We start from the raw sequence: 13,433 nt of genomic DNA, 5'->3' as shown, positions 1-13,433 counted from the left end.
TTATTTGGGAAGCTGTAGCCGTTTTTTAAACTTTTCTATTTGCTTCGGTTCACCAATTGCCGTTATCAAAGCTTCTACAAGCTGCTCAACACTAATCCCTGGAGAGTCCGTCAGTATATCATCAAGAACAAAATTAGCTATAGGTCCAAGACAAAGCAATAATTCATGGCGACAATGCTCAATAAATTCTGTATTCAAAAGAGCAGCATTTCTTTGTGTTTGACCATTATTCTGATTCTTAGTCTGAGATTTTCCAACTGTCTCGATACGCTTTTTAAAATCTTCTGCGTTTTTGGAATCAGAAATTGCCGCAGCTAGAGCTTCAACAAATTCTTCGCGCGTTATACTCGGGTTTTCAGCCAAAATATCTTTCACTACAAAATTAGCAAAAGGGCCAATTAAACTATTTAGTTCCTGCTGACAATAATTTATAAATTCCGGGTTAAGTGGCTGAGATATTGGTTTTTGAAAGAAAGTACCCTCAGATGAGGTAGAAAAATTAGGAAGTTTTTGACTAACAGCTATATTGATAGAATTTTGTACATTTGAAGGAGTATTTGTAGATGTTTCAGTCTGATTCTTTAACTTATTAACTCGCTCCTGTAACAGTTGAAATTCATCTGATTCTAGAATTTCAGCGACTTCAAGTTCTCTCTTGGCTTGGTCAATATTAATTTCTATTTTTTTCGTTGAGTGAATAGCAGTTACTTCTTCAGGAAAAGTTGGTAGTTCTAATACATTTATTATTTCACTCACAGACTGATAGCGATCACTTGGTTTTTCAGCAAGCATTTTATCAAGTATACGAATTAAATTATCACTTGCTTTAACGAAAGAATGCCATTGCCAATCTAAATTTTTGTTCAACAATATATCTGGTGTTTTCCCTGTTAAAAGCACAACAGCACAAACACCTAATGTGTAAATATCACTACAAGGATAACACACACCTCTACGAATTTGCTCTAAAGGAGCATAGCCAAATTTACCAACAATAGAACCAAAGGAACTCAGTCCAGTCTGATTCACAGACCAAATCTGGCTTATTTTTTCTTTAACCAAGCCAAAATCAATCAGTACTGGTTTCGATTGATTTGCTGGAAGCATCACATTGTCTAAAGAAATATCTCGATGTATTAAATTACGCTTGTGGATATAGTCTAAAACTGGTAACATATCCCACAACCACTGAATTACCTCAGCTTCAGAAAATGGCTCGCCTGTTTGAGAAAGGCGCTCTCGCAAAACTTGAGAATAAGTTTCACCCTCAATATATTCTTGTACAATAAACAACTTTTGTTTATCTGTAAACCAAGCAATAAACTTCGGAATTTGCGGATGGTCTATATTATATAAAATTCTTGCTTCTCGCTCAAATAATTCGCGCGATTTATGAAGAACTTCTTCTCCTGTGTTCGCAGGTACAAACTCCTTCAAAACACAACTTTCACCGAAACGTTGGGTATCATATACTAGATACGTTCGCCCAAAGCCACCCTGCCCAAGAAGTCTCTCAATGAGATAGCGATTGTTGATTAAATTTCCAGCGTTCATGTGTTGTTGCTTTTGCTGCCTTTGTTATTAACTAGCATACAAAATTTACCAAACGAGTAACATTAAATGTTTTTCCCTGGCGCCTCCTCTCTCAGTCAAAAAATGATAATTGTTCCAATTATATACGTAATATTACTTATTATACCATATATTAGTAATTTATATAACGCAATAATACTTAAAAATTCCTGTGTATAACTGACTTCGATTGTTAAGTTGATTGTTGATTATAGTAAACAGGAATATAATGAGCGATATCAGTCTGCTGATGGCGGGCATATTAACGACAGGACAACCATCATTACCAGCGTTACAAGAGGAACCAGTAACTCAGCAAAACGCTAACAAAGAAGCTGAACAACAAAACCAAGAAAACGATAAGCAAATTTCTTCCTCAGATACAATTGCTCCACCCGAATTCAGCTTTCTAGAAGAAAGTTCTGAGCAAACAGCTTCGGAGCTAACTATACAGCAAAAAAACATACTTAATAAGATTAGGGAGAAGGGTAAACCACTCCGTAGAGACGCGATTAATCGCGTCTCTACTCTCGATGCAGAACCAACTTCGAGTATGTCGCAAGTTACATCTGTATCGCAATTGAATGATGTGCAACCTTCGGATTGGGCTTTTACAGCTTTGCAATCTTTAGTGGAACGGTACGGTTGTATTGCAGGATATCCAGATGGGAATTTTAAAGGTAATCGCGCGCTAACTCGTTACGAATTTGCAGCAGGATTAAGTTCATGTATGGATAAAGTCAGCGAGTTAATTGCAGCAGGTAAAGAAAACCTTGCTGTGAAAGAAGATTTAGTGACACTGCAACGTTTACAAAGTGAGTTTCAAGCTGAACTTAAAGATGTTACCGCGCGCGTAGACAATTTAGAACAACATGCTGCCCAAGTAGAAGCAAATCAATTTTCTGCAACGACTAAACTCTATGGACAAGCTATTTTTAGTATCCAGGGAACGAACGAAACCGATATGTTTTTGTATCGTGGTGAACAACAACCCCGCAAAGCCAAAACAAACACGACTTTAGCAGCTAATAGTCAACTCACCCTCGCGACTTCGTTTACTGGACGTGATTTACTTTTAACTGGACTATCAGCTGGAAACTTGAAACCTTCTACAGAGTCCGTATTCACAAATATGGGCAGGTTGGCTTTTGAATCAGATACAGGTGAAAACTTATATCTCAACGAGTTGTCATATCGATTTCCTGTATCTGACAAGTTAGGAATTGTCGTTGGTACAGCAGGAGTTAATCCAGTCAATACTTTTCGCGGTATCAACCCGTTAGAAGGTGCAGGTGATGGCGCCATTTCTTTGTTTGCTCAACGTAATCCAATTTTGGCAATTGGTAGTGGTACTAGTGGTATTGGCTTTGACTGGCAAATTAGTGACCGGGTAAGTTTGCAGGGTGTATATAGTTCCCAAATACCCAGCTTTTCAGGTGATATAAATATTGGTGGTCTATTTGGTGGCAACTACACCGCAGGCGCCCAGCTAACACTTGCACCCAGCAATAATATAGATATAGGAATTCATTATCTTTTTAACCACTCACCCAACGGTAATCTTCGCACTGGTATTGGTGATACACAATTGACTTCACCTTTAGTACCAGAAACAGCCTTTAATACTCATGCTGTCGGCGCCACTGTCGCATGGCGTGTTAATCAAAATTTGCACTTAGGTGGATGGGGTGGTTGGACAACTTCTAAGCCAGTCGATCTTGAAGGGAACGTTGAAAGCACAAATTGGGCAGTATTTGCAGCGCTTCCTAACCTTCTATCTCCCGGCAACTTAGGCGGTATTTTATTTGGACAACCACCTAAAATCACATCAAGCACTCTGCCAGATGGTTATAACCTACCCAACTTTGCTGTACCCGACTTTGAAACAGGTGGTGGTAAAGGAGGGCGCGATGGCACTTCATTACATCTAGAAATGTTTTACCGTACACAACTCAGTGACAATATTTCTTTAACCCCAGGCTTATTTGTAATTTTTAACCCTAACCATAACGCTGATAATAACGCTTTGATTGTCGGCGCCTTACGCGCGACATTCCGGTTTTAATTTTTTAGGTATGAAAATGTAATTAAACTGACTAAGTGTGCGGTTTAGGAGATAATAAATGCGCCTTTCAAACTCACATATAAGCTTAAATTCCCAATTAATACCAACAAATCCAAACTTGTACAAGTTTGGATTATCTGTCTTAAGTAGTAGTGGATTAGCTCTATTACTTCTAGGATTAGGAGCTTCACATGCTGCAGCTCAACTAACAATTCAAAGTACTGGAACGATATCCGGAACTTTACAATTTCCATTTGGTCCAACAACCAACGGTCGCGTGACTCGTATCGATACAGATACAAATGGCACTTACTTCCGTAATATTGGTACTAAGAATAATCCAAATTTAGTTCCCGTATACTCTTCTAAATTCGTTCAAATTCAAACAAATCCAGATGGTTCAATCAAAAAATCTTTTGTAGACTTTCTCGGTTTGCAATTTATTTCACCTGATGGGTCAATTACTTCACCAGTACTTTCAGGAGGTAAACTTCAACCTTACAAATACCAAGGTAGACCAGACCCAAGATTTCTAGTTAATTTTCAAGCGGCTGTTCAAGACGAACTTGGTTTACAAAAAGCTTTTTATGAAGGTATTGTTACTGACCCCAAAACCGGACAGCAGTATCAAGGAGTCTTTGAAGTTAACGGACAAGGACTTCGCTACAGCGATAGAAATGGTGGTGATAGTCCTACGGTCTTCGATTTTAAAACAGACTACGACCCGAAATCTGGTGTCAGACCTACACCAGCTCTAAGTTCCTATAAAATGACCAACGTTCCATTGGTACGACTAACAATTGTAGTACCATCTGGAATGCAACCCATAAATCCGAACAATGGTACAACATCCGGTACAACACCCGGTACAACACCTGGTACAACAATCGGTACAACACCCAGTACAACACCTGGTACAACAGGTGGTGTGACTACTACTCCTATTAGTACACCAGTGAATATACCTGTTGATGGAGGGACTTCTCAGATTAGTACAATGGGCGGTACAGCTAGTGGTACAGGAACTGTTTCTACTGGTACTGTAAGTGGTACTGTAAATGGTACTGTAAATGGTACTAGCACTGCTGGAAATACTGCTAGTAGTACAATAAATACGAATTCAACGGTATCACCTTTGACTCAACCCAATATTGAATTTAGCAATGGGAGTAGTGTAGCATTAAATTCGGATAGTGCAGTTCGTATAGATGCTGTATGCTCGCGCGATAGTGTAAACTGCCGTGTTAAACCTAAACCAAATCAATTAAAAATTGGTCCTCGCAGTCGTGTACTAGTAGGTAGTTAACTGACTGGGTTTTTTGGGAACGCGCGAAAAATGGGAACCATTGGTTCCCATTTGCGATTCAGGAATTAGAGTAAAGCCATGTGTAGTTGATTAAGATAGTGAGAATAAAAGCTGTAAACCCGCAAAAGTCATCAAATATTCATACTTTTGTCACATTGTCAACAGTAATGTTGCAGTTATACTAGGCTTGAGGCTTAAATATAACGCCCTCATACTTCCTTACGGTGCCATTAGTCAATTGCATTACTAATATATTTTAGGAATCATTTATGAAAGCAGAACTAATCGAATTAACTGCTAGAGTCACGCAGGTTTTACAAATCAATAGTCAGTGGATGATTTGGAATCTTTTTCTGGCTTTTATACCCTTAGTTCTCAGTATTTGGCTGTTTCGTGACAGACGTAACAATATTGGAACTTGGTCGCTTGGACTTCTTGTATTGTTTGCCTGTATACCTCCAAACAAGGATTATATTAAGACATTTCTAATTTTTCTGAAGCAATACATCACAAACATTTCCACGCTGAAATTAGCTTTATTTGCAACCTTTGGGTTAGTACCACTTGCTGCCTGGTTATTCAAGAGTAAGTACGGACGTTCGGCACTATGGTGGCTTGGTTTTGTAGTATTCTATGCATTTTTGCCAAACGCGCCTTATTTATTAACTGATGTAATCCATCTTATAGACGATATTCGGACAATTCAATCAGTATGGATGATTACTTTAGTCATAATTCCCCTTTACATATTCGTCATTTTTGCAGGATTTCAAGCTTACGTAGTTTCTCTAATTAACTTAGGTTCTCACTTACACCGAGTTGGTAAAAGCCAGTGGATTTTAGGTGTTGAAATTGCAACCCACGCCGTATCCGCTGTAGGTATATACTGGGGAAGATTTCTACGCTTCAACAGTTGGGATTTTATCACCCAACCCGATTACTTACTAACGCGCGGTGTTGAGGAACTGCTTGGCAAACAGCCTTTAGTAATCATCGCTGTCACTTTCGCAATTTTGACTGGCTTATACTGGTTAATGAAACGGGTAACTTTGGGCTTTGTCAGGCAATCAAGCCGTAGAATGAATATTCGGCAACGGATACAACGGATGTAACGGATGATTTACTGGTTACAAACAAATTTAGACACCTAACCTACAACTCTTGTAGTACAAAAAAATTAATCCGTGTAATCCGTGTAATCCGGATCAATCCGTGATCTTTCTGGCAGCCTCTAAAATTATTCGTTGCTCCGCACGTACAATTGCATGATAAGTTCTTGATATTGCTTCGGGTTCGACGGATATTGATGTAATTCCCCATTGTACTAACTGGTCGATTATTTCTGGGTACAATGTCGGCGCCTGACCGCATATGGAACATGGTATTTTATGTGAACGGGCAGTTTCAATTAGCTGACGAATCGCGCGCATCACAGCAGGGTTACGTTCATCTAAAGTATGCCTTAACTGTTGAAGCTCTCTATCAACTCCCAGTAGTAACTGTGTTAGGTCATTTGTACCAATTGCTATTCCTTGTACTCCCGCTTTAATGTACTCTGGCAGCATAAATAATACACTGGGAACTTCTGCCATTATCCAAAGCTGAAATTGAGGAATACGGGTGAGTCCAGCTATTTCAACTTTTTGACGACAAAAGATAAATTCCTCGACGCTACGAACAAACGGTAGAATCAAACGAATATTATCAAATCCAGTTTGTTGAACTTGCGCTAAAGCTGCTAGCTCAAACTCAAATAAAGAGGAATTTTGTACATAACTCAATGTTCCTCGCTTTCCCAAAGACCGTGACACCGAACTTCTTTGTTGACTTTTTTCACTAAGCTGCGTCTGACCAAAGCCTAAATCAAGTGACCGATAAAAAATTGGTTTTGGTGCAAATGCTTGGGCAAACTGCAATATTTGCTCGCACCATTGCGTATAAAGCTCGGCACGTTGTTCCTGGTTTTGCCTATCAAATGAAAGTGTATCCAAAGAAACACCCATAAGTTCGGAACGTAACAATCCGACTCCATCAATGGGTAAGCTTTGCACTTGCTTGATTGAGTTTGTTTGGCTTAAATTAACCATTAGTTCGGTTGCAGTTGCAAATAGCGTTTCCATTTTTGCTGAAGTTCCAAAGGTTTTTGCTTCATGTCTCAGATTATCCTGTGTATGTAAAGTCTTATTAATAGTTCTACTGGAATTTATATTTTTGATTTCGCCATTGTTTCCATTGATACTTAAATTATCGCCATTTTTGATTAATTCTGTAGCTTTATTCGCATTGACTACAGAAGCGATTCCTAGTTCACGAGCTAAAATTGCCGCGTGGGATGTTAAACCACCATGTTCAGTAATAATACCTGTACATTTTCGTATTAATGGCAACCAATTAAGAGTTATTTCTGAAGCAACTAATATGGTGCCTAATGGTAATTCTTGGGGTAAGCTCTGAGAGTTCGTAATGACGTGCGCTATTCCTGTTACTTGACCTGAAGAGGCGCCAAGTCCTTTAATAAATAGCACTGAGTTAGAAATACGAGGAAGTGTAACTTGTGTAAGATATAGCGTTTCGGTGTTTTTCGGTATAGTCCACTTGTAACTAAAATTCGTGCCTAATTGATTTGTTAGTTGCCGAGTAAGTTCGATGAGTCGTTGCAATTCGTCTTGACAAAGTGCAAATTGTTGCTGTTGCGCTTGGTCTAGTAAACCAGCAATTAAACAACTTGATTCGGGTGCAATTATGGTATTTGCTTGAATTAGTGATACCTGCTGACTATCCTTAACCTGATACGCCAACATCTTATCCCCTAAGAGCTGCTCAGTAATTGTACCGTCATGCTTAATCTTATAATAGTCAGGAGTAACTTCTCCTAAAGCTATTGCTATTTCTAATCCCCAATTTGCTTGTACTTCTAACGATTGGGAATTTACAACGAATAACCCACTTTTTACTGCGTCCCATAGTGGCTGTACTAATATTCCAAAATTAATTTGCCGCAGGTCAACTCCAACTCGCTGCCAATACAATAAGCTACGCGCGCGAAATAATTGGCTCCATGAACGTTTGAGTGCATTAGCAATATCTTTAACATCACACCAGCAAATTTGCGATTCTAAAAGTCCTGATAAATCTTCTGTGAGCGTAGTGGAGGGTAAGCTAATAGTCGGGCGAAAAATTAAACAAGTCGCTTGCCACTGACTTGCAGCGTCAAATACTTTTTTTACCCATGCTTCGGGAACAGCTGCAATTATGATTTCTTGACGCAAACTAGTTGCGACGTGCTGTAACTGGCGCCAATTAGAAATATCGAGATGTAACTCTGAATACGGCAAGTCAGAAATCAAAGTTTCTGTATTAAGATTTGAGAGAAAATCGCGTGTTACGTCCGCAGAAACAACGAAACCAGGTGCCACTGGGTAACTAAGTTGCTGTAAGCGACTCAAGTTAAACGCTTGATCACCAACCTGGGGACGGTCTTGCTGTTCTATTTGATTTAGCCAATAAAGTCTTTCCACTCAGGTAATTAGTTTGTTGTTGGTTAGCATCTTTAGCTGCTTGAATTTAAGTCAAATAATGAAAGTGCTTTTGTAAATATTTCTTCGTCAGTACGAGTTTGGAGAATTGATTTGACTAGTTCTATAAAAAGATTGTCCATTTTTTCATCTGCTTCGATTGTTTTAGTCGCAGCATAAAAGCTGACATCATCAACCTTCAACTCGTTAGTTACACCAGTTTGTAACTCTCGACGTTTATTGTCCCAAGAAAGTGACTTGGCGCGTAGTGTAAACTGAAACCAAACTATTTCGGAGTCTTGAAGCTCAAAGAAAACATCAAAATAAGGCTCCTCTCCCTGATACCAAACCCGCTCTCTACCATCTTGACTTTGTTTTTTGAGAAGCTTTTGTTCAATTTTATGTAATGATGCTCCTAGAGAATCTATTTCATTTCGACTTAATACTTGATTACTGTTTTGCATTTTCTATTTTCCTAGTGAGTAGTATTTTGAAAAATAACGAATGGTAATATACTAAAACTTAGCTATAACTTACTTTCAGGTTATTTATTCTATTTTTCAGATCAATTATTAATACTTAGTTCAATTTCATCAAAACTCAAATAGAGTATTGGGTGGAAATTTCACCGGCATTAACTGAGAGAATTTGCGAGGACTTCAACCACTGCGAATCAAAAGACCCTAAGTGAGTACTAGTTATTAAGGTCTGGAAACGGTCTTGAATTGTATCAAGCAACTGATTTTGCCTATAGGGGTCAAGTTCTGCTAAAACATCATCGAGTAGTAATAGAGGTGGTTCTCCAACAACTTCTTCGATTAATTGTAACTCTGCCAACTTTAGCGCTAACACTAGCGTCCGCTGTTGACCTTGTGAACCGTACTGACGAGCAGGTGTTTGATTTATCGTCAATTCTACTTCGTCACGATGAGGTCCTACAAGGGTAGTTGCTTGATGTAGTTCTGCTATCGCGCGCTGCTGAATTTTATCCAAAAAAGCTTCTTGAACTTGTTCAGATTGATTATCAAGCGTCATTACATTCGGAGCGTATTTAATTTCTAAGACTTCTGTACTACCGCTAATACTAGCGTGCCATTTCGCAGCAATAGGAGCAAGACGATGTATTGCTCGCTCGCGTCTTCTAATTACTCTAGTTCCTGTTGTGACAAGTTGTGCATCCCAAACACTCAATTGCTCTGAGTATTGAGTGCTGAGTGCTGAGTGTTGAGTGCTGAGTGCTGAGTGCTGAGTGGTTGAGTCTTTGCGAGTATTTGCGACTATGTTTTTTAGAAAAGCGTTACGTTGGCGTAATACTTGGTTATATTGCTGCAAGATGTGGGCGTAAACTGGTTCAAGCTGTACTAATAGTGTATCAAGCCAATGGCGCCGACCTTCCGGACTACCACGAACCAGGTCTAAGTCCAAGCTCGAAAATTCTACAGCATTGAGAACGCCAAGAAAATCGGTTTGGCGCCGCATATTTTCTCCGTTGAGGTTAACGGTGCGGCGCCCGTTACGACGTAAAGTTAATGTCAGGTCGCTAACACCAGCTTGCCGCTTTAAACTAGCCTGAATTTGAGCAATTTCTTTTCCATCGCACACTAATTCTTTATCGCGTGCCATCCGGTGACTTCGTAAAGTTGCTAGTAACTCCACTGCCTCCAACAAATTTGATTTTCCCTGAGCATTATTACCTAATAAAATAGTTTTAGGAGCAGTAAATTCAATAAACTGCTCCCTGTAATTACGAAATGCCCGAAGTTGGAGAGATTGGAGAAACATAAATCAAACTTAAACGTTTTTCTTACCAACGAGACGGAAGAAAATTTTCTCCGCTTCGATCCAAACGAACATAAGCGCACTAAATCCTATACATATTAGCAATTCTAGTTGGTCTAGAACGTGAGTACCAAAGAACGCGCGTAGTGGTGCAACGTAAACTAGCATTAGCTGTAAGATTGAGGTTACAACTACGGCTGCTAACACGTAAGGATTTGAAAGTGGATTTACTTCAATAGTTAGGCGATTGTTAGAACGAATGGCAATTGCGTGACCCATTTGAGCAAGACACAATGTTGTAAATACCATTGTTTTCCATGAATTTCGGTCGCCTTGGTATCCAGGTGCATGAGTATGGCGATACGCCCATACCATCATTGTAATAGTAATAATCGCAAATACTATTCCAATCCGAATCATGTAAGCCCCTAAACCACGTGCGAATATACTCTCGCGCGGGCTGAACGGTGGACGCTTCATAACATCTGGTTCCGGGGGTTCAACTGCTAGTGCTAAAGCGGGTAAACCGTCTGTAACTAAGTTCATCCATAAAATTTGTAGCGGTGATAAAGGTACACCCCCTAAACCAAGCAACGGCGCTGCTGCTACGGTTATAACTTCGCCGATGTTACTACCTAATATGTACTTGATAAATCTACGAATATTTGTGTAAACTACGCGACCTTCTTTTGTGGCAGCGACAATAGTCGCAAAGTTGTCATCAAGCAAAACCATGTCACTGGCTTCTTTACTGACGTCGGTTCCAGTTATACCCATTGCAATACCGATATCTGCTTGCTTGAGAGCAGGAGCGTCGTTAACGCCATCTCCGGTCATTGCTACGAAACGACCACGCCGTTGCAGCGCTTGCACGATTCGCAATTTGTGTTCTGGCGCCACCCGTGCGTAAATACTTACTAAGTCAACTTGTTGCTCAAGCTCCTGGTCGCTCATTTTTTGCAGTTCTTGACCGATAAGAACTCGGTCGTTACTACCGTCAGCAATACCTAAATCTTTCGCTATTGCGCGTGCTGTTAATTGATGGTCACCCGTAATCATAACGGGACGGATACCAGCTTCACGAGATTCTTGGACGGCGGCACGAACTTCTGGACGAGGTGCGTCGAGCATCCCCACCAAACCTAGCCATATTAAGTCTTTTTCTGAGGTTTCGTCAGAACCTTCGGGTGGTTTTTCTACTAATGGTTTATACGCAAACCCTAATACACGTAAACCATTACTCGCCATATTATCGTTTTGAGCAAGAATTACTTTACGTATATCTTCGGTGAGAGCAAGTGTTTTTGTACCATTGTCTATTTGCGTACAGCGCACGAGTATCAGTTCTGGGGAACCTTTGGTGAACATCAAATACTGTTCTTGACGTACCCGGTCGCGAAGTATTGGGTCAAGATTACTTGATAGTGACCCTGTATCAATTGGTTCTACTTTAGTAATAACACTCATCCGCTTTCGTTCGGACGAGAAAGGAAACTCACCGACACGAGGCAATTTGCTGTCCCATTGGTCTTTTTCAATACCACCTTTTGCAGCTAATGTCAGCAAGGCGCCTTCAGTTGGGTCGCCTAAAATTTTCCAGTCACCTTTGTCGTTTTGTAAGTCTGAGTCGTTACAAGCAGCACAAGCAACTAACAAAGCGGAAATTTCTGGATTTTGTTCGCTCGTCACAGTTTTACCACTAAGACTAAACTCACCTGTAGGAGCATACCCATTTCCTGTCACCCCAAATAACTGGTTGTTGGTAAAGATTTGCTGCACCACCATTTTATTTTGGGTTAAGGTGCCAGTTTTGTCCGAGCAAATCGTTGTCACAGAACCCAAAGTTTCTACTGCTGGTAACTTGCGAATTAAAGCTTTTTGCTTAACCATGCGCTGAGTTCCCAACGCTAAGGTGACGGTAATAACAGCAGGCAAACCTTCTGGTACCACAGCCACAGCCATCGATAGTGATACCTCTACAAGTTCTCTAAACGTGTCTAAAAGTTTATTTCCAGTCACACCAGCGCTTATAGCTTGAAACATTCCCGCTGCAATGACTATAGCTACTAGTACCAAAGAACCAGTTACGAGTACGTTACCCAATTGAGTCATCCGTTGTTGCAGTGGAGTTGGTTCGCTTTGAACGGACTGCAACATTTCGGCAATTTTACCCAACTCGGTTTTCATCCCCGTATTGGTAACGAGAATTTTGCCGCGTCCTTGTACTACTTCAGTTCCTTGGAAAACTAGATTGATTCTATCCCCTAAAGCTGTTTCTTCTGGCAAGGCTAAATCTGACCGCTTATTAACAGCTTCAGCTTCTCCCGTTAGCGCCGACTCGCGAATTTGCAGGTTAGACTGTTCGATTATTCGTCCGTCTGCTGCTACCTGTACCCCCGCTTCGACTAACATTAGGTCACCAGGTACTAAATCCTTTCCTGCAATCTCTATTTGTTTGCCATTACGAATAACTCGAACATTGGGGGAGGATAGTTTTTTCAAAGCTGCTAACGCTTGTTCAGCACGGCTTTCTTGCACGTAGCCTAAAATACCGTTCAAAATTACGATTGCTAGAATGGCTATTGTATCCTTGAAGGGTAATTCACCAGGTTTTAGCTCTCCCGCCCGCCAAGACAAAAAATCTAAAATCCCAGAAATGAAAGCCACTGCAATTAACATCAGCAGCATGATGTTTTTGAACTGGTCTACCAAGATTTCCCAGGAACTGCGGCCACCAGACTCTTCTAGTTCATTCGGTCCATATTTTTGTAACCGTTGTTGAACTTCCTCCGGGTTTAAGCCCTTGTCTGCGCTAGTAGACAGTTGTTGTAGTGCTTTATTTGGTTCTAAACTATGCCAAACGGCATTATCAGGCAGAGAATGAGCAGACATTTTATAAGTTACTAGGGATTTAGTTACAAAATTCAATAATAATTTAGATATGGTTGGGAAACCATTGACTAAGCTTACATTGGAGTTGTCATAGATAAACATCTATATAAGTAATACTATATAGATGTAATTAACATCTCCCAAGCTATTTTTAAGCTATTTTTTCTCATCCCTAGGTAATATTGACAAAACAAAAGTAATTTGTAGTACATAAGTTATAACCATTAGAGCAACTACAGTCTGAAATTGTGTCATAGATTGAGATACTACGAGAGCATTTTCAGACAAATCAAAGCATTGGATG

The 13,433-nt window shown here is 40.0% G+C and carries 8 protein-coding genes; 3 read left to right on the top strand and 5 right to left on the bottom strand.

The genetic code is table 11. The features are described 5' to 3' along the window. Positions 1–1,554: a serine/threonine protein kinase gene (locus AC2JBO_RS16550; protein WP_496954750.1), complete on the bottom strand. Its 1,554-nt coding sequence runs from the start codon at positions 1,552–1,554 to the stop codon at positions 1–3. A gap of 247 nt (positions 1,555–1,801) precedes the next feature. On the opposite strand from AC2JBO_RS16550, the gene AC2JBO_RS16545 reads away from it, so the two are divergent. From AC2JBO_RS16545 to AC2JBO_RS16535, 3 genes are all read left to right on the top strand, one after another. Further along, positions 1,802–3,637: an iron uptake porin gene (locus AC2JBO_RS16545; RefSeq protein WP_496954749.1), complete on the top strand. Its 1,836-nt coding sequence runs from the start codon at positions 1,802–1,804 to the stop codon at positions 3,635–3,637. Positions 3,638–3,695: 58 nt separating this feature from the next. Next, the gene (locus tag AC2JBO_RS16540) at positions 3,696–4,943 is read left to right on the top strand and encodes a hypothetical protein (RefSeq protein ID WP_496954748.1); all 1,248 of its coding nucleotides are present in this window, start codon (positions 3,696–3,698) and stop codon (positions 4,941–4,943) included. Between the two features lie 269 nt (positions 4,944–5,212). Next, on the top strand, positions 5,213–6,055 hold the full coding sequence (locus tag AC2JBO_RS16535) for a DUF1361 domain-containing protein (RefSeq protein WP_496954747.1): 843 nt from the start codon (positions 5,213–5,215) through the stop codon (positions 6,053–6,055). Between the two features lie 93 nt (positions 6,056–6,148). On the opposite strand, the gene AC2JBO_RS16530 is transcribed toward AC2JBO_RS16535, so the two are convergent. The 4 genes from AC2JBO_RS16530 to AC2JBO_RS16515 all read right to left on the bottom strand — a co-directional run bounded on the left by AC2JBO_RS16530 (position 6,149) and on the right by AC2JBO_RS16515 (position 13,129). Beyond that, entirely contained in the window at positions 6,149–8,461 is a 2,313-nt protein-coding gene (locus AC2JBO_RS16530) for a putative PEP-binding protein (RefSeq protein ID WP_496954746.1), read from the bottom strand. 32 nt (positions 8,462–8,493) lie between these two features. Next, the gene (locus tag AC2JBO_RS16525; protein WP_496954745.1) at positions 8,494–8,922 is read right to left on the bottom strand and encodes a hypothetical protein; all 429 of its coding nucleotides are present in this window, start codon (positions 8,920–8,922) and stop codon (positions 8,494–8,496) included. 136 nt (positions 8,923–9,058) lie between these two features. Continuing rightward, a complete protein-coding gene (recF, locus tag AC2JBO_RS16520) occupies positions 9,059–10,240 on the bottom strand; it encodes a DNA replication/repair protein RecF (RefSeq protein WP_496954744.1) in 1,182 nt (393 codons plus the stop codon). Between the two features lie 9 nt (positions 10,241–10,249). Beyond that, a complete protein-coding gene (locus tag AC2JBO_RS16515; protein WP_496954743.1) occupies positions 10,250–13,129 on the bottom strand; it encodes a cation-translocating P-type ATPase in 2,880 nt (959 codons plus the stop codon). Positions 13,130–13,433 lie beyond the last annotated feature (304 nt).

The organism is Calothrix sp. CBUCES-K 9914, assembly GCF_059640475.1.
Note: the sequence above shows the minus strand (reverse complement) of the source record. Positions and strands in the feature narration are given on the sequence as shown.

What these genes read in the sequence shown, in the direction of transcription:
- AC2JBO_RS16525 (WP_496954745.1), bottom strand. Translation starts at nt 8,922, where the DNA reads ATGCAAAACAGTAATCAAGTATTAAGTCGAAATGAAATAGATTCTCTA.
- AC2JBO_RS16545 (WP_496954749.1), top strand. Translation starts at nt 1,802, where the DNA reads ATGAGCGATATCAGTCTGCTGATGGCGGGCATATTAACGACAGGACAA.
- AC2JBO_RS16535 (WP_496954747.1), top strand. Translation starts at nt 5,213, where the DNA reads ATGAAAGCAGAACTAATCGAATTAACTGCTAGAGTCACGCAGGTTTTA.
- recF (WP_496954744.1), bottom strand. Translation starts at nt 10,240, where the DNA reads ATGTTTCTCCAATCTCTCCAACTTCGGGCATTTCGTAATTACAGGGAG.
- AC2JBO_RS16550 (WP_496954750.1), bottom strand. Translation starts at nt 1,554, where the DNA reads ATGAACGCTGGAAATTTAATCAACAATCGCTATCTCATTGAGAGACTT.
- AC2JBO_RS16515 (WP_496954743.1), bottom strand. Translation starts at nt 13,129, where the DNA reads ATGTCTGCTCATTCTCTGCCTGATAATGCCGTTTGGCATAGTTTAGAA.
- AC2JBO_RS16540 (WP_496954748.1), top strand. Translation starts at nt 3,696, where the DNA reads ATGCGCCTTTCAAACTCACATATAAGCTTAAATTCCCAATTAATACCA.